The sequence below is a fragment of the Paraburkholderia sp. BCC1884 genome (assembly GCF_900996225.1).
Lineage (GTDB): Bacteria > Pseudomonadota > Gammaproteobacteria > Burkholderiales > Burkholderiaceae > Paraburkholderia.
This window is the reverse complement of record NZ_CAAJGL010000090.1, coordinates 701997-717395: the sequence shown is the minus strand read 5'-3', so window position 1 is coordinate 717395 and position 15399 is coordinate 701997. Positions and strand designations below refer to the sequence as shown.

The window sequence follows — 15399 nt, the reverse complement described above, 5'->3', positions numbered from 1 at the left end:
ATGTATCGCGGTCGTGGCAAACTCTCTACAATGAATCTCAACTTGCCATGAAAGCCAGCCTCCAACTCCGCCTATCGCAGCATCTTGCGTTGACTCCGCAACTGCAGCAGTCCATCCGGCTGCTTCAGTTGTCTACGCTCGAACTGCAGCAGGAAGTCTCAATGGCGATCTCGCAGAATCCGCTCCTCGAAAACGAGGATGACTGGATCGCGAGCCCGTTGCGTGTGGCGGCCGACGGCTCGCTGATCGCCCAGTCACCCAACTCCTCCGCGCCGCCCGATCAGATGGGCGGCAACACGTCGTCTTCGTCCAGCAGCAGTAGCGAGCGCGCCGAGAACGGCGAGCCGCAAGGCGTAGACGAATACAACGGTCTCTCGGGCGACAGCAACGGCGACGCATCGCAGTGGAATCTCGACGACTACGGCCGCTCCGGCAATGCGTCCGACGACGACGACCTGCCGCCGCTGCAAATCCACGAATCGAGCACGTCGCTGCGCGATCACCTGATGGCGCAATTGCGCGTGACGCAGGCGGGCCAACGCGACCGCGCGCTGATTACCTTCCTGATCGAATCGCTCGACGACGACGGTTATCTTTCCGCCACGCTCGAAGAAGTCCTCACCGATCTGCCGGAAGAGCTCGAAGTCGATCTCGACGAGTTGAATGCTGCGCTTGCGCTGCTGCATAGCTTCGATCCGGCGGGCGTGGGTGCGCGCTCGGCGTCCGAATGTCTGAAGCTGCAATTGCTGCGGCTCGATGGATCGCCGACCCGAACGCTCGCGCTCGATATCGTCGCCCACTATCTGGAACTGCTGGCGGCTCGCGACTTCACGCGCCTGCGCAAACACCTCAAGGCAAACGACGACGATCTACGCGATGCGCATGTGCTGATCCGCTCGCTCGAACCGTTTCCGGGTGCTGCCTACGGCAAGGCGGAGGCAGACTACGTCGTGCCCGACATCATGGTGCGCAAGACGGCTCAAGGGTGGCAGGCCGAACTGAATCCGGAGGTGGTGCCGAAGCTGCGCATCAACCATCTGTACGCGAATATTCTGCGCAATAACCGGGGCGATCCGGGCAGCGGATCGTTGCGCCAGCAACTGCAGGAAGCACGCTGGCTGATCAAGAATATCCAGCAGCGATTCGAGACGATTTTGCGTGTGGCGCAGGCAATTGTGGAACGTCAGAAGAGCTTTTTTGTCCACGGCGAAATTGCCATGCGCCCCTTGGTTTTGCGGGAAATTGCTGATACGCTGGGCCTACACGAGTCAACTGTCTCGCGTGTGACAACCGGTAAATACATGCTGACCCCATTCGGGACGCTTGAATTTAAGTACTTCTTCGGATCACACGTTTCGACTGACACGGGCGGCGCGGCGTCTTCAACGGCGATCCGCGCGCTCATCAAGCAACTGATAGGAGCGGAAAACCCGAAATCTCCTCTTTCAGACAGCCGCATAGCCGAACTGCTGGCGGAACAGGGCTTCGTGGTCGCACGGCGGACCGTGGCGAAATATCGCGAAGCGCTCAAGATTCCGGCAGTCAACCTGCGCAAGTCTCTGTAGCCCGTCGCTTCCCGTGGCGGGCATTTACCGGCCGCTCCGCAGTTGGCGGACAGGCCGGCCGATGCGACCTGCCAGCAGTCAGTCACCGGGGGGCGACTCAGGCAAGCCACAGATCGACCGGACCTTCCTCATCGTGCGGGCCAAGCGGCCATTAGCTTGGAGAAGCACTATGAATCTGCAGATCAGTGGACACCACCTCGAAGTAACGCCTGCGTTGCGCGAATACGTGATCACCAAACTGGATAGGGTGCTAAGACATTTCGATCAGGTCATCGACGGCAGTGTGGTCCTCTCGGTCGACAACCATAAGGAAAAGGACAAGCGTCAAAAGGTTGAAATCAACCTGCATGTGAAGGGCAAAGACATCTTTGTCGAGAGTTGTGACAGCGACCTCTACGCTGCAATCGATCTGATGATCGACAAGCTCGACCGGCAGGTGATACGCCACAAGGATCGTCTGCAAGGCCACGCGCACGAGGCGATCAAGTATCAGCCCGCGCCGCAACTCGACGTACCGCCGCAATAAGGGAAATTAGAAGCATCACTTCATATTCCCTGCCCCAGCCAAACCGCCCGAAACCGGGCGGTTTTTCGTTTCCGGCGCGGCTTTTTCGCACGATTCGCAGCGCGTGGACTAATTCGTTGAAAACCCATCGCGCATCGATGGCGCGCCGCACCATCTGTTGCTACCCTGTTCTATAATGTTCCGGTTACCATCGGGGTCAAGCTATAAGCTAGCTCATCCGGAACTCGGTCTGCCGGAGTCCTGTGCTTTCGGACTTCAACGCGCGTCCCGCGAGCATCAAACGAATGGAACGCCACTCAAACGCCCCAGCGAGGAGAATCCAGGCCACGTTTTCGCCTGTCAACATGAATCGTTTAGCCAAATTTCTTCCCCTCGAGAACGTCGTCGTCGGACTATCGGTCACCAGCAAGAAACGCGTATTCGAGCAAGCGGGCCTGATCTTCGAGAACCAGAACGGCATCGCCCGTAGCACGGTCACTGACAATCTGTTTGCGCGTGAGCGCCTCGGATCGACGGGGCTCGGCGAAGGCGTCGCGATTCCGCATGGCCGGATCAAAGGCTTGAAGCAACCGCTCGCCGCGTTCGTCCGCCTTGCTGAACCCATCCCCTTCGAATCTCCCGACGGTCAGCCGGTCTCGCTGCTGATCTTCCTGCTCGTGCCCGAACAGGCCACCCAGCAGCACCTCGAAATCCTTTCGGAAATCGCCCAATTGCTGTCCGATCGCGAAGCCCGCGAGCGTCTGCACACGGAAGAAGACCGCGAATCATTGCATCGCCTGCTCACTCAGTGGCAACCTTGATGCATCGGCGGTTATCCGCACGCCCGGCTCCCGCGCACATGCGGGTACGGGCTGGCGAGGTGGGCCGCGCGCACTAGCGCGGCCTTTTGGCCGGCAAGCGGCCCACACTGGAGTCACTGACTCATGGATACGTCCAGCATCAACGCCCAAAGTATTTTCGACGACAACGCCGCCACGCTGAAACTCAGCTGGCTGACAGGGCATGAAGGCTGGGAACGCGGCTTTTCTTCGGAATCGGTCGCCAATGCCACGTCGAGCGCCGACCTCGTCGGCCACTTGAACCTGATCCACCCGAACCGGATCCAGGTGCTCGGCGAAGCCGAAGTCGATTACTACAAACGCCAGACCGACGAAGACCGCTCGCGCCACATGGCCGAGCTGATCGCATTGGAACCGCCGTTCCTGGTGGTCGCGGGCGGCGTCGCCGCCCCACCGGAACTGGTGCTACGTTGTACCCGCTCTTCCACGCCGCTCTTCACCACGCCGATGTCCCCGGCCGCCGTGATCGACAGCCTGCGGCTCTATATGTCGCGCATCCTCGCGCCGCGCGCCACGCTGCATGGCGTGTTTCTCGACATCCTCGGCATGGGCGTGCTGCTCACGGGTGATTCGGGCCTCGGCAAAAGCGAACTCGGCCTGGAGCTGATCAGTCGCGGCCACGGCCTCGTCGCCGACGACGCGGTGGATTTCGTCCGCCTCGGTCCGGACTTCGTCGAAGGACGCTGCCCGCCGCTCCTGCAAAACCTGCTGGAAGTGCGCGGCCTCGGCCTGCTCGACATCAAGACGATCTTCGGTGAAACCGCCGTGCGCCGGAAAATGAAGCTGAAGCTGATCGTGCAACTGGTGCGCCGCCCCGACGGCGAATTCCAGCGTCTGCCGCTGGAAAGCCAGACCGTCGACGTGCTCGGCCTGCCGATCAGCAAAGTCACGATCCAGGTGGCGGCCGGCCGAAATCTCGCCGTGCTGGTCGAAGCGGCCGTGCGCAACACGATTCTCCAACTGCGCGGCATCGATACATTGCGTGACTTCATGGACCGCCAGCGCCTCGCCATGCAGGACCCCGACAGCCAGTTTCCCGGCAAACTGATCTGAGTCCGCGACACCATGTCGCGCCCGCGGCCAACGGCAGGCTGCGGGCACGTGCAAGGGGACCAGATGCTATGATGAAATCTACGGTTTTGACGACTCCATGCGCATAATCCTGATCACCGGTATATCCGGCTCCGGCAAGTCAGTTGCTTTGAACGCGCTTGAAGACGCAGGCTATTACTGCGTCGACAATTTGCCGCCGCGTTTTCTGCCGCAACTGGCCACCTATCTCGCCGAAGCCGGGCAAGAACGCCTCGCGGTCGCGATCGATGCGCGCTCGAGCGCCTCGCTCGACGAAGTGCCCGCGATGATCCGCGACCTGTCCCGCGCTCACGACGTGCGCGTGCTCTTTCTGAACGCCAGCACGCAGTCGCTGATTCAACGTTTTTCCGAAACGCGCCGCCGTCATCCGCTGTCCGGTTCCACCGCGCACGACGCCGACGTCGGCCTGCTCACCTCGCTCGCCGAAGCCATCGAACGCGAGCGCGAGCTCGTGGCGGGTCTCGCCGAGTTCGGCCATCAGATCGACACCAGCAATCTGCGCGCGAACGTGCTGCGCGCGTGGGTCAAACGCTTCATCGAACAGAAAGATGCCGGGCTCGTGCTGATGTTCGAGTCGTTCGGCTTCAAGCGTGGCGTGCCGCTCGACGCGGATTTCGTGTTCGATGTCCGCACGCTGCCGAACCCGTACTACGATCATGAATTGCGGCCGCTCACGGGCCTCGATAAACCGGTGGTGGATTTTCTCGATGCGCTGCCGGTGGTGCATGAAATGATCGACGACATCGAGAAGTTTCTCGCCAAATGGCTGCCGCATTTCCGCGACGACAACCGTAGTTATCTGACCGTCGCGATCGGTTGCACGGGTGGCCAACACCGCTCGGTGTTCATTGCGGAGACGCTCGCCGCGCGTCTCGCAGGGTCGGCGAATGTCATTGTGCGGCACCGCGATGCGCCGGTCGAAGCCGGCGAGTCATCGAAGTTAGTGGCTTAACCGGCCGCATCGCGCGGCCTCAACCGAAGCGTTGCGCCATGTCTTCTACCTCTACTGTGCTTGCCGATGTGCCGCTGTTTCCGCTGCATACGGTGCTATTCCCCGACGGCTTGCTGCCGCTGAAAATCTTCGAAGCGCGCTACCTCGACATGGCGCGCGACTGTCTGCGTGAAAAGACGCCGTTCGGCGTGTGTCTGCTGAAAAGCGGCGCGGAAGTAGCGCGCGAGGAAGAGCCTTCGGTGCCCGAAGCAATTGGTTGCCTTGCCGAGATCGAAGAGTGCGACGTCGAAGCCTTCGGCATGCTGCTGATTCGAGCGCGCGGTACGCGGCGCTTTCGTCTGCTTTCGCATCGCGTGGAAAATAGCGGTTTGCTGGTCGGCATGGCTGAAGCGCTCGGTGAAGACGCGCCGCTCGAGGGCAACGAACAGCTGGAGAAATTTGGCGCATGCGCGGAAGTGCTGGAACGGATCATCGCGACGATCCGCGAGCGTGACGCCGACAGCCTGCCGTTCGCCGAGCCGTTCAGACTCGAAGATCCGTCATGGGTGTCGAATCGCCTTGCCGAAGTCTTGCCGATCGCGCTGCGGGCGCGCCAGAAACTGATGGAATTGCAGGACGCCGGCGCGCGGATCGACGTGGTTCATCACTACATGCAGCAGCATCAGCTTCTGTAGCCTGAAGCTTGAGCGCGGCCACGCACACCAACGATTCGATCGTCTAAATCAGCGAGCCCTGCAAGGCGTCCAGCAACTTGCGCACGGGCGCCGGCACGCCGAACGAATCCAGATCGCTCAACGCGACCCACGCTGTGTCCGCATCGCCGAGCGCGGCGAGCACACCTACGGTGTGATCCAGCTCCGCGAGCCGCGGCTCGATATCCAGCTTGAAATGCGTGAAGACGTGCGTGAGCGGCGCAAGCCGCGACACCGCACCGTCGCCGCCGAATTCACGCGCGCGTGCAGCGAGCGCGGCTTCGTCGGCGGCTTCGGGAAGACTCCACAAGCCGCCCCAGATACCCGACGGCGGGCGTTTTTCCAGCATCACCGCGTTGCCGTCGCGCAGCACCAGCATGTAGGTGTGGCGCGTCGGGACGGCTTTCTTCGGACGCGACGTCGGCAATTCGCGCTGACGCCCGGTCACGTTGGCCACGCAATCGGGGGCGAACGGACAGCGCAGGCAGTCCGGCTTGCCGCGCACGCACAGCGTTGCGCCGAGATCCATCAAGCCTTGCGTATAGGCGCTGACTTCGTCGTCCGATGCGTTCGCCGGCAGCAGCGATTCCGCCAGCGTCCACATCGCGTTTTCGACCTTCTTCTCGCCGGGGAAACCTTCGACGCCGAACACTCGCGCCAGCACCCGCTTCACGTTGCCGTCGAGAATCGTCGCGCGCGCGCCGAAGGCGAACGATGCGATCGCCGCCGCCGTCGAGCGGCCGATGCCCGGCAATTCCGCAAGCGCTTCGGGCGACGCTGGAAACGCGCCGCCATGCTGCTCGAGCACGGCTTGCGCGCAACGGTGCAGATTGCGCGCGCGCGTGTAGTAGCCGAGGCCGGCCCACAGCGCCATCACGTCGTCCACCGGCGCGGTTGCCAGCGCAACGACCGTCGGAAACCGCGCCAGAAACTTCGCGTAGTACGGAATCACCGTCGACACCTGAGTTTGCTGCAGCATGATCTCCGACAGCCAGATGCGATACGGATCGCGCGTGTTCTGCCAGGGCAGATCATGGCGGCCGTGCTGACGCTGCCACGCGATCAGGCGCGACGAAAATTTAGCGGTGAGCGCGGAGACCGGCGCTTGTGGCGTAGCAGCGGAAGCGGAGACGGCTGAACGCGGAATGACACGTGAAGGCATTGAGGATTTAGCGCTGGCAGGTGGGACAAAAATACGTGGAACGCTGCCCCTGCACGATCTGCTTGATCGGTGTTCCGCACACGCGGCATGGCAGCCCGGCGCGATCATAGACGAAATAGTCGAGCTGGAAGTAACCGCTCTCGCCGTCGCTGCCGACAAAATCGCGCAGCGTGCTGCCGCCCTTTTCGATTGCCGCGGCGAGCGTGACGCGCACGGCGTCCGCCAGCAGTTCGTAACGTACGAGCGAGACACGGCCCGCCGCCGTGGTCGGACGAATACCGGCACGAAAGAGACTTTCCGACGCGTAGATATTGCCCACGCCGACCACGATTTCGCCGGCGAGCACCGCCTGCTTCACCGAAACCTTGCGCCCGCGCGTGAGCCGGTGCATGAGCGCGCCCGAAAACGCCGGCGAAAACGGCTCGACGCCGAGGCTCGCCAATAACGGATGCCCGAGCACGTCGCCGGCTTCGCGCGGATGCCATAGCACCGCCCCAAAGCGCCGTGGATCGCGATAGCGCAGAATGAAGTCGTCGAAGATCCAGTCGATGTGATCGTGTTTCGCCGCGGCCGGCGGATGCGGCACGTGGCGCAGCACCCGCAGCGTCCCAGTCATGCCAAGATGCACGATGAACCAGCCCGCGTCGATTTCGAATAGCAGATACTTGCCGCGCCGCTCGACCTTGCGCACCACGTGGCCACGCAAGGTTTTGGCAAGGTCGGCCGGAATCGGCCAACGCAGCGCGGGCGTGCGTACGTCGACGCGTTCAACCTTGCGGCCGGACACATACGGTTCGATTCCCCGTCGGGTAACCTCAACTTCTGGCAACTCTGGCATGTCTAACTGGTCTGCAACTTGCGTGAGTGGTTGTGCGCGTATTGTAGCGAGCGCGTTACAATCGTCCGAAACATTGAACGGATTTCCATGAACTTGTCCTTCGTGAAGCTGTTTTCGAAGCGCCCGGCTAGCGCATCCCGCGTCCCGCACGCCGTGTCCGCCCGCCGGATGCTCGGCGCCGCTGCGCTCGCCGTCTGGGCGCTGGCCGCCGTGCCCGCGCACGCGCAGGACCCCTCGCCGGATTCGGATGACACGTCGGTCACCCTGCCGGACCCGCTCGGGCCCGCGTCGGCGGAGGATCAGAAGTCCTTGCCCGACGTGCCGCTGACCAGTCAGATCGTATTCCAGGTACTCGCCGCCGAAGTCGCACTGCAACGCGACCAGCCGGCGCCCGCCTATCAGACCTATCTCGCCCTCGCGCGCGACACGCACGATCCGCGTATGGCGCAGCGCGCCACCGAAATCGCGCTGGCCGCGCAGAGCCCATCGGATGCACTGGCCGCCGCGCAATTGTGGCAGCAGTATGCGCCGAGTTCGGAACGCGCCGCGCAACTCGACGCGTCGCTGCTCGTGCTGTCCGGCAAGCCCGACGACGCCGAGCCGATCCTCGCTCGCGAACTCACGAAAGTGCCCGCGGACAATCGCGGCAGCGCGATTCTCGCGTTGCAGTTGCTGCTCTCGCGTGGCCCGAACCGCATCGGCGGCCTGCATGTGCTGCAGGATCTGCTGAAGAACGACATGAACCGGCCGGAAGCGCAGTTGGCGATCGCTCGCCAGCAGCTCGTATCCGACGACGCACCGGGCGCGCGCAAGTCGCTCGAACAGGCGCTGACGCTCAAGCCCGACTATTTGCCCGCCGCGCTGACGCTGTCGCAGATGGGCCCGGAAGAGCGCAAGGAAGGCATCGCGTCGCTCGAAAAGTATGTGCAGCAAAATCCGAAATCGCATGACGCGCGGCTCGCGCTCGCCCAGATGTATCTGGCGAGCGACCGTCTGGACGACGCGCAGAAGCAGTTCGAGGTCATGCACAAGAACAACGCAAGCGACCTCACGCCGTTGATGGCGCTCGCGCTGATCAAGATCCAGCAGAAGAATTTCACCGACGCGCAAACCTATCTGACCCAGTACGCGCAACAGGCCGAGAAAACGCCGGGCGCCGATCCGGGCCAGGCGTATATCTATCTCGCGCAACTGTCGCTCGAACAGAAAAACGAACCGGCGGCGGGTGACTGGCTGAACAAGATTTCGCCGTCGAGCCAGCAATACGTGCCGGCGCAGATCACGCGCGCGCAATTGCTCGCCAAGCAGGGCAAGACTGACGACGCGCGCAAGCTACTCGCCGGCCTGCAGGCGCCCGATCCGCGCGACCAGGCGCTGATCGCGCGCACCGACGCGGCGATCCTGTTCGACGCGAAGCGCTATCCGGAAGCGGAAACGCGCCTGCAACAAGCCACGGCGAATTTCCCCGAAGATCCCGATCTCGCCTACGACTACGCGATGTCCGCGGAAAAGACCGGCCATTACGACGTCATGGAAGCGCAGTTGCGCAAGCTGATCCAGACGCAGCCGGACAACCCTCAGGCGTACAACGCGCTCGGCTATTCGCTGGCCGACCGTGGCCAGCGTCTCGCGGAAGCGGACAAACTGGTCGAGAAAGCCTCGTCTCTGGCGCCGAACGACGCGTTCATCATGGATAGCGTCGGCTGGGTCAAATACCGGATGGGCGACACGTCGGACGCGATCAAGCTGCTGCGCAAGGCCTACGACATGCAGCCGAACGCCGAAATCGGCGCGCATCTCGGCGAAGTGCTGTGGAAAACCGGCGACCAGGATCAGGCGCGCGCGGCCTTCCGCGACGCGCGCAAGCTCGAACCGGACAACGACACGCTGGTCAAAACGCTCCAACGACTTCAGGTGAACGATCTTTGATGCGTCTTTCCCGTTTGTTTTCTTTTGACCGGGCGCCGCGTGGCGCGGCGCTCGGATTCGCAGCGGCAGCGGTGGTCGCTTTGGCGGGCTGTGCTTCGGTCAAGCCACAAGGGCCGTCCACGTCGAATGCCGCGACCTCCGTGACCGCGCAAACCAGCCGCTCCTATCAGGGCCGTTTCTCGATCCAGTACAACGATCAGAACGGTCAGCAGCGCAATGCGTACGGCAACTTCACGTGGCAGGAAACTGGCGACACGGTGACTCTGCAATTGCGCAATCCGCTTGGGCAGACGCTCGCGGTCGTGACGTCGTCGCCGGCCTCGGCCACGCTTGAACTGCCCAACCGTCAGCCGCTTACAGCAGACAACGTCTCGACGCTGATGCAGAACGCGCTTGGTTTTGCGTTGCCGGTCGAAGGCCTGCGTTATTGGCTGCAGCCGTCGCCCGCGCCTACGTCGCGTGCGAAGACCGAGAAGGATCCCGAGCAGCCGTCGCGTCTGAAGCAGATTACCCAGGACGGCTGGACGATCGACTACCTCGCCTACGCGGACGCGCCGGCCACCGGCGTGAAGCGCCTGAACCTCAGCCGCTCGGAACCGCCACTCGATATCAAGCTCGTACTGGATCAGTAACCCGCGCCGCGCCTCGTCGCGCGGCTTTGCCGCTTCTTCGGCGCCGCCTGGCGCATGTAGCCCGACTCATGATTGAAACCACCGATTCGCTGCGCGACTGTCTCGCGCCAGCGAAACTCAACCTCTTTCTGCACATCACAGGCCGTCGGCCGGATGGCTATCACACGCTGCAAACGGTCTTCCAGCTGCTGAACTGGGGCGACACGCTCCACTTCAAGCGGCGCAACGACGGCCTCATCACGCGCAGCACCGAAATCGCCAACGTGCCGCCGGAACACGATCTGACGGTGCGTGCGGCCACGCTACTCAAGACGCATACCGGTTCGCCCGAAGGCGTCGATATCGAGATCGAGAAACGCCTGCCGATGGGCGCGGGCCTCGGCGGCGGCAGCTCCGACGCGGCGACTACGTTGCTGGCGCTCAACCGTCTCTGGAAGCTCGATCTGCCGCGGCTGGAATTGCAGGCGCTGGCCCTGAAACTTGGGGCCGACGTCCCCTTCTTCGTGTTCGGAAAAAATGCGTTTGCAGAAGGTGTCGGAGAAGCATTAGACGTTGTACAATTGCCGCCGCGTCATTTCCTAGTTGTGACGCCGAGGGTGCAGGTTCCAACTGCAGCGATTTTTTCCGAAAAAGCGTTGACAAGGGATTCAAAGCCTCTCATAATTACGGACTTTCCTGCAGAACTTAGCTGCAACACTGAATGGCCGGAAAGTTTTGGCCGTAATGACATGCAGCCGGTTGTCGTAGGAAAATACGCGGAAGTAGCGCAAGTGTTGCGATGGTTTGAAAACTTCGCGCCGGCGCGGATGTCTGGATCAGGTGCAAGTGTCTTTGCAGCGTTCCGTAGTAAAGTTGAAGCAGAAGCGGTGCAAGCCAAACTGCCCAGCGAATGGAACAGCTCAGTGGCCGCCAGTCTAGATCAGCATCCACTCTTTGCTTTCGCGTCATAAGTTTTGCCTCGTCGGACTCCACGTTCGGCGAAGCTCAGAGTTAGTGTAGGGGAGTCGCCAAGTTGGTTAAGGCACCGGATTTTGATTCCGGCATTCGAAGGTTCGACTCCTTCCTCCCCTGCCAAAATTTCTCGCATTTCCCCTCGCCCCCAGCCTGAAGTAGGTGCACGATGAGCAGCCATGACGGCCTGATGGTTTTTACTGGCAACGCAAATCCCGCGCTTGCACAGGAAGTCGTCAAAATCCTCGGTATTCCCCTCGGCAAAGCAATGGTTAGCCGTTTCTCGGACGGCGAAATCCAGGTCGAGATTCAGGAAAACGTGCGTGGCAAGGATGTCTTCGTCCTGCAATCCACGTGCGCGCCGGCGAATGACAATCTGATGGAACTGATGATCATGGTCGATGCGCTTAAGCGCGCATCTGCTGGCCGGATCACCGCAGCCATCCCCTACTTCGGTTATGCCCGTCAGGATCGTCGCCCGCGTTCGGCGCGCGTCGCCATTTCGGCGAAGATCGTGGCGAACATGCTGGAAATCGCCGGCGTCGAGCGGATCATCACGATGGATCTGCATGCTGACCAGATTCAAGGTTTCTTCGACATTCCGGTCGACAATATCTACGCTACGCCTGTGCTGCTCGGCGATCTGCGCCAGAAGAACTACGAGAACCTGCTGATCGTTTCGCCGGACGTCGGCGGCGTCGTGCGGGCTCGGGCTCTGGCCAAGCAACTGAATTGCGATCTCGCGATCATCGACAAACGCCGCCCGAAGGCGAACGTTGCCGAAGTGATGAACATCATCGGCGAAGTCGAAGGTCGTACCTGCGTGATCATGGACGACATGGTCGACACCGCCGGCACGCTCTGCAAGGCAGCTCAGGTTTTGAAGGAACGCGGCGCGAAGCAGGTGTTCGCTTACGCTACCCACCCGGTTCTGTCGGGCGGTGCAGGCGAGCGTATCGCGGCTTCCGCACTCGACGAACTCGTCGTCACGGACACAATCCCGCTCGGCGAAGAAGCTCGCTCGTGCCCCAAGATCCGCTCCTTGACCAGCGCCGGCCTGCTCGCCGAAACGTTCTCGCGGATTCGCCGCGGCGATTCGGTGATGTCGCTGTTCGCTGAATAAGTATTTGCGAAGGCGCTGCGTATCGCTTCATGCGGCACGCAGCGCTTTTGCACAATCGGCATGAACGAACGAAGGTTCGTGCCGCAGCTCTGGGGCCTCAGCCATAACGGCTTGCAGGCCCCGTTTTTACTGCCTGGTCGCGGGCAGTGCATTGGAGATTCAACATGAAAGTAGTCGCTTTCGAGCGTTCTTTGCAAGGTACGGGTGCGAGCCGCCGCCTGCGTATCTCGGGCAAGACCCCGGGTATCGTATATGGCGCGGGTGCTGACACGCAATTGGTCGAACTGGACCACAACGCACTCTGGCACGCGCTGAAGAAAGAAGTTTTCCACTCGTCGATCCTCGAATTGGAAGTGGCCGGCAAGTCGCAACAGGTTCTGCTGCGCGACGTGCAATACCACCCGTTCCGTCAGCTCGTGCTGCACGTGGACTTCCAACGTGTCGACGCGAAGAAGAAGCTGCACACCAAGGTGCCGCTGCACTTCATGAACCAGGAATCGAACCCGGCAGTGAAGCTGTCGAGCGCGGTGATCTCGCACGTCATCAACGAAATCGAAATCGAGTGCCTGCCGTCGGCACTGCCGGAATTCCTCGAAGTTGATCTGGCGACGATCGAAGCAGGTCACTCGGTTCACGCCAAGGACATCAAGTTGCCGGCAGGTGTGGCGCTGGTTGCTCACGTCGAAGCAGAAAACCCGGTGATCGCAGCTGCAACGATCCCGGCTGGCGCAATCGCTGAAGGCGACGCTGCCGCTGCTGCTGAAGGCGAAGGCGAAACGCCGGCTGCTTAAGCGCCATTCAGGCACTGAGCAAGTAATCCTCTCGATCCGTTTCCATGAAACGGTCGATGTGACCCGCCGAGGTTCGCCCCGGCGGGTTTTTTTTCGGTTTTTTTCGGCTCGCGGCCACGTTCGGCTCCGAAGCCTGAGGGACCCAGGCAATCATGATCAAGCTGATCGTCGGACTCGGCAATCCGGGCGCCGAATACACCGCGACACGCCATAACGCAGGTTTCTGGCTGGTCGATCAACTGGCTCGCGAAGCAGGCACGACGCTGCGCGACGAACGCCGCTTTCACGGGTTCTACGCGAAGGCGCGGCTGCATGGCGAAGAAGTGCATCTGCTGGAGCCGCAAACCTATATGAACCGCTCGGGTCAGTCGGTCGTGGCGGTTGCGCAATTCTTCAAGATTCTCCCCGACGAAATTCTGGTCGCGCACGATGAACTCGATATCTCGCCGGGCATCGTCAAGCTGAAGCTGGGTGGTGGCAGCGGCGGTCATAATGGCCTGAAGGACATCACCGCGCATTTGTCGTCGCAGCAGTATTGGCGGTTGCGGATCGGCATCGGTCATCCGCGGGATCTGATTCCTGAAAGCGCGCGTGCGGGCGCCAAGCCGGATGTCGCCAATTACGTGCTGAAGCCGCCGCGGCGCGAAGAGCAGGACGTGATCGATGCGTCGATCGAACGTGCGCTTGCCGTCATGCCACAAGTCATCAAGGGCGAGATCGAACGGGCCACGATGCAACTGCATCGCAATAATTCCTGAGCGTCCTCCGCCGCAACCGTATCCGCTGTATAGCTGCACCGCTGTGTATCGTCATCGACAGGAGAATCGCTTGAGCCGCTATTGGAGTGACGTCGTTCACCGTCTGACGCCGTACGTGCCGGGCGAGCAGCCCGCGGTTGCGCATCCAGTCAAGCTGAACGCCAACGAGAACCCCTACCCGCCGTCGCCCCGCGTGCTCGCCGCGATCCAGCAGGAACTGGGCGACGCCGCCGAGTCGCTGCGCCGCTATCCCGACCCGACCGCGCGCAAGTTGCGCGAGACAGTCGCCGCTTACCACGGCATCCGCGCTGAACAGGTGTTTCCGGGCAACGGTTCGGACGAAGTGCTGGCGTTCACCTTCCAGGCCTTGCTGAAGCACGACAAGCCGCTGCTGTTCCCCGACATCGCCTACAGCTTCTACCCGACCTTCGCGCGCCTTTTCGACGTCGACTACCAGACGATCCCGCTCAACGACAGCTTTGCGATCAACGTCGACGACTACGCCATGCCCAACGGCGGCGTGTTGATCGCAAACCCGAACGCGCCGACCGGACATCCGCTGCCGCTCGCGGACATCGAACGTCTGGTGGCGAACAATACCGATTCAGTCGTCGTGATCGACGAGGCGTACGTGGATTTCGGTGCTGAGTCGGCGATCGCGTTGATCGACCGATTTCCGAATCTTCTGGTGATTCAGACCGTATCGAAATCGCGTTCGCTTGCCGGCATGCGCGTGGGCTTCGCGTTCGGCAACCCGGAACTGATCGACGCGCTGAACCGTGTGAAGGACAGCTTCAACTCGTATCCGCTGGACCGACTGGCGCAAGTCGCCGCCACGGCGGCCTACGAAGACGACGCGTGGTTCCGCGACACCTGCGCCAAGGTGGTCGCCAGCCGCGAACGGTTGGCAGCGGGACTGACCGCGCTGGGTTTCGACGTAGTGCCATCGGCGACGAATCTGCTGTTCGCACGGCATGAGGGTTGCGACGCCACCACGCTCGTCTCGCGGCTCAGGGAAAAAGAAATTTTCGTACGCCATTTCAATGCGCCGCGTATCGATCAGCATCTGCGGATCTCGATCGGCACGGACGCCGAATGCGACACGCTGCTCGCCGCATTGCGGGACATCCTGAGCGCTTACGTCGGTTAGAACGACGGCACAGCGCAAGAAAAACGCACGCGCAAATAAAAACGGCGAGGCTGTGAAGCCTCGCCGTTCATTTCCGTACCAACGGCGTTAAACGAACCTCAAGCGCTCTTCTCAACCTGCAGCGCGTGATACTTCGCCATCAAACCGTCCGGCGTCTCAAGATGCTCCGGATCGCGCGGAATACACTCCACCGGACAAACCTGAATGCACTGCGGCTCGTCGAAATGGCCGACGCATTCGGTACATTTCTTCGGGTCGATCACATAGATTTCCGGGCCCATCGAAATCGCGTCGTTCGGGCACTCGGGCTCGCACACGTCGCAATTGATGCACTCGTCGGTAATCATCAAGGCCATACTTCTCTCACTTCGCGCCGGCCGCAGCCAGCTTTGATCCGTC

Annotated in this window: 16 protein-coding genes and 1 tRNA gene; 14 read left to right on the top strand and 3 right to left on the bottom strand. The window is 61.7% G+C overall.

The window, feature by feature from the left end; genetic code table 11:
- Positions 1 to 47 precede the first annotated feature (47 nt).
- The 6 genes from FQ705_RS22140 to FQ705_RS22115 all read left to right on the top strand — a co-directional run bounded on the left by FQ705_RS22140 (position 48) and on the right by FQ705_RS22115 (position 5648).
- Positions 48 to 1565, top strand: coding sequence for an RNA polymerase factor sigma-54 (locus FQ705_RS22140; RefSeq protein ID WP_144144241.1), 1518 nt, complete (start codon positions 48 to 50; stop codon positions 1563 to 1565).
- Between the two features lie 169 nt (positions 1566 to 1734).
- A complete protein-coding gene (gene hpf / locus FQ705_RS22135) occupies positions 1735 to 2091 on the top strand; it encodes a ribosome hibernation-promoting factor, HPF/YfiA family (protein ID WP_144144239.1) in 357 nt (118 codons plus the stop codon).
- Between the two features lie 284 nt (positions 2092 to 2375).
- Positions 2376 to 2891 (top strand): PTS sugar transporter subunit IIA, encoded by a 516-nt coding sequence (locus FQ705_RS22130; RefSeq protein ID WP_081935991.1) that lies wholly within the window; start codon positions 2376 to 2378, stop codon positions 2889 to 2891.
- Positions 2892 to 3014: 123 nt separating this feature from the next.
- Positions 3015 to 3983: an HPr(Ser) kinase/phosphatase gene (gene hprK, locus FQ705_RS22125; RefSeq protein WP_144144237.1), complete on the top strand. Its 969-nt coding sequence runs from the start codon at positions 3015 to 3017 to the stop codon at positions 3981 to 3983.
- Positions 3984 to 4080: 97 nt separating this feature from the next.
- On the top strand, positions 4081 to 4974 hold the full coding sequence (gene rapZ, locus FQ705_RS22120) for an RNase adapter RapZ (protein WP_144144236.1): 894 nt from the start codon (positions 4081 to 4083) through the stop codon (positions 4972 to 4974).
- Between the two features lie 38 nt (positions 4975 to 5012).
- Positions 5013 to 5648 carry an LON peptidase substrate-binding domain-containing protein gene (locus FQ705_RS22115; protein ID WP_144144234.1) on the top strand — a complete coding sequence of 212 codons (636 nt, stop codon included), beginning with the start codon at positions 5013 to 5015 and terminating at the stop codon, positions 5646 to 5648.
- A gap of 43 nt (positions 5649 to 5691) precedes the next feature.
- On the opposite strand, the gene mutY is transcribed toward FQ705_RS22115, so the two are convergent.
- Together mutY and mutM are read right to left on the bottom strand one after the other, a co-directional pair.
- Positions 5692 to 6828 carry an A/G-specific adenine glycosylase gene (gene mutY, locus FQ705_RS22110; RefSeq protein WP_144144232.1) on the bottom strand — a complete coding sequence of 379 codons (1137 nt, stop codon included), beginning with the start codon at positions 6826 to 6828 and terminating at the stop codon, positions 5692 to 5694.
- A 7-nt stretch (positions 6829 to 6835) separates the two neighbouring features.
- Entirely contained in the window at positions 6836 to 7666 is an 831-nt protein-coding gene (gene mutM, locus FQ705_RS22105) for a bifunctional DNA-formamidopyrimidine glycosylase/DNA-(apurinic or apyrimidinic site) lyase (RefSeq protein WP_144144230.1), read from the bottom strand.
- An 87-nt stretch (positions 7667 to 7753) separates the two neighbouring features.
- Here mutM and FQ705_RS22100 point away from each other — a divergent pair, with 87 nt between their 5' ends.
- The 8 genes from FQ705_RS22100 (at position 7754) to hisC (ending at position 15000) form a co-directional block, all read left to right on the top strand.
- Positions 7754 to 9595, top strand: coding sequence for a tetratricopeptide repeat protein (locus FQ705_RS22100; RefSeq protein WP_144144228.1), 1842 nt, complete (start codon positions 7754 to 7756; stop codon positions 9593 to 9595).
- On the top strand, positions 9595 to 10227 hold the full coding sequence (gene lolB / locus FQ705_RS22095) for a lipoprotein insertase outer membrane protein LolB (protein ID WP_144144226.1): 633 nt from the start codon (positions 9595 to 9597) through the stop codon (positions 10225 to 10227). Before FQ705_RS22100 ends, lolB begins: the two co-directional genes overlap by 1 nt.
- 68 nt (positions 10228 to 10295) lie before the next feature.
- On the top strand, positions 10296 to 11177 hold the full coding sequence (gene ispE / locus FQ705_RS22090) for a 4-(cytidine 5'-diphospho)-2-C-methyl-D-erythritol kinase (RefSeq protein WP_144144224.1): 882 nt from the start codon (positions 10296 to 10298) through the stop codon (positions 11175 to 11177).
- Positions 11178 to 11224: 47 nt separating this feature from the next.
- Positions 11225 to 11301 (top strand) — tRNA-Gln (locus tag FQ705_RS22085).
- Between the two features lie 46 nt (positions 11302 to 11347).
- Positions 11348 to 12301 carry a ribose-phosphate pyrophosphokinase gene (locus FQ705_RS22080; RefSeq protein WP_144144222.1) on the top strand — a complete coding sequence of 318 codons (954 nt, stop codon included), beginning with the start codon at positions 11348 to 11350 and terminating at the stop codon, positions 12299 to 12301.
- A gap of 164 nt (positions 12302 to 12465) precedes the next feature.
- Positions 12466 to 13092 carry a 50S ribosomal protein L25/general stress protein Ctc gene (locus FQ705_RS22075; RefSeq protein ID WP_144144220.1) on the top strand — a complete coding sequence of 209 codons (627 nt, stop codon included), beginning with the start codon at positions 12466 to 12468 and terminating at the stop codon, positions 13090 to 13092.
- Between the two features lie 152 nt (positions 13093 to 13244).
- Complete coding sequence (gene pth, locus FQ705_RS22070) at positions 13245 to 13850, top strand: aminoacyl-tRNA hydrolase (protein ID WP_144144218.1); 606 nt, start codon at positions 13245 to 13247, stop codon at positions 13848 to 13850.
- Positions 13851 to 13920: 70 nt separating this feature from the next.
- A complete protein-coding gene (gene hisC, locus FQ705_RS22065) occupies positions 13921 to 15000 on the top strand; it encodes a histidinol-phosphate transaminase (RefSeq protein ID WP_144144216.1) in 1080 nt (359 codons plus the stop codon).
- Between the two features lie 98 nt (positions 15001 to 15098).
- On the opposite strand, the gene FQ705_RS22060 is transcribed toward hisC, so the two are convergent.
- Positions 15099 to 15356, bottom strand: a complete 258-nt coding sequence (locus FQ705_RS22060) for a YfhL family 4Fe-4S dicluster ferredoxin (protein WP_144144214.1) — start codon at positions 15354 to 15356, stop codon at positions 15099 to 15101.
- Positions 15357 to 15399: the final 43 nt, after the last annotated feature.

Bases quoted from the DNA above. Each gene is read 5' to 3' on its own strand.
- FQ705_RS22130 (WP_081935991.1), top strand. From the start codon at position 2,376: ATGGAACGCCACTCAAACGCCCCAGCGAGGAGAATCCAGGCCACGTTT.
- FQ705_RS22080 (WP_144144222.1), top strand. From the start codon at position 11,348: ATGAGCAGCCATGACGGCCTGATGGTTTTTACTGGCAACGCAAATCCC.
- hprK (WP_144144237.1), top strand. From the start codon at position 3,015: ATGGATACGTCCAGCATCAACGCCCAAAGTATTTTCGACGACAACGCC.
- rapZ (WP_144144236.1), top strand. From the start codon at position 4,081: ATGCGCATAATCCTGATCACCGGTATATCCGGCTCCGGCAAGTCAGTT.
- ispE (WP_144144224.1), top strand. From the start codon at position 10,296: ATGATTGAAACCACCGATTCGCTGCGCGACTGTCTCGCGCCAGCGAAA.
- pth (WP_144144218.1), top strand. From the start codon at position 13,245: ATGATCAAGCTGATCGTCGGACTCGGCAATCCGGGCGCCGAATACACC.
- FQ705_RS22115 (WP_144144234.1), top strand. From the start codon at position 5,013: ATGTCTTCTACCTCTACTGTGCTTGCCGATGTGCCGCTGTTTCCGCTG.
- mutM (WP_144144230.1), bottom strand. From the start codon at position 7,666: ATGCCAGAGTTGCCAGAAGTTGAGGTTACCCGACGGGGAATCGAACCG.
- FQ705_RS22140 (WP_144144241.1), top strand. From the start codon at position 48: ATGAAAGCCAGCCTCCAACTCCGCCTATCGCAGCATCTTGCGTTGACT.
- FQ705_RS22060 (WP_144144214.1), bottom strand. From the start codon at position 15,356: ATGGCCTTGATGATTACCGACGAGTGCATCAATTGCGACGTGTGCGAG.
- hpf (WP_144144239.1), top strand. From the start codon at position 1,735: ATGAATCTGCAGATCAGTGGACACCACCTCGAAGTAACGCCTGCGTTG.
- FQ705_RS22100 (WP_144144228.1), top strand. From the start codon at position 7,754: ATGAACTTGTCCTTCGTGAAGCTGTTTTCGAAGCGCCCGGCTAGCGCA.
- lolB (WP_144144226.1), top strand. From the start codon at position 9,595: ATGCGTCTTTCCCGTTTGTTTTCTTTTGACCGGGCGCCGCGTGGCGCG.
- mutY (WP_144144232.1), bottom strand. From the start codon at position 6,828: ATGCCTTCACGTGTCATTCCGCGTTCAGCCGTCTCCGCTTCCGCTGCT.
- FQ705_RS22075 (WP_144144220.1), top strand. From the start codon at position 12,466: ATGAAAGTAGTCGCTTTCGAGCGTTCTTTGCAAGGTACGGGTGCGAGC.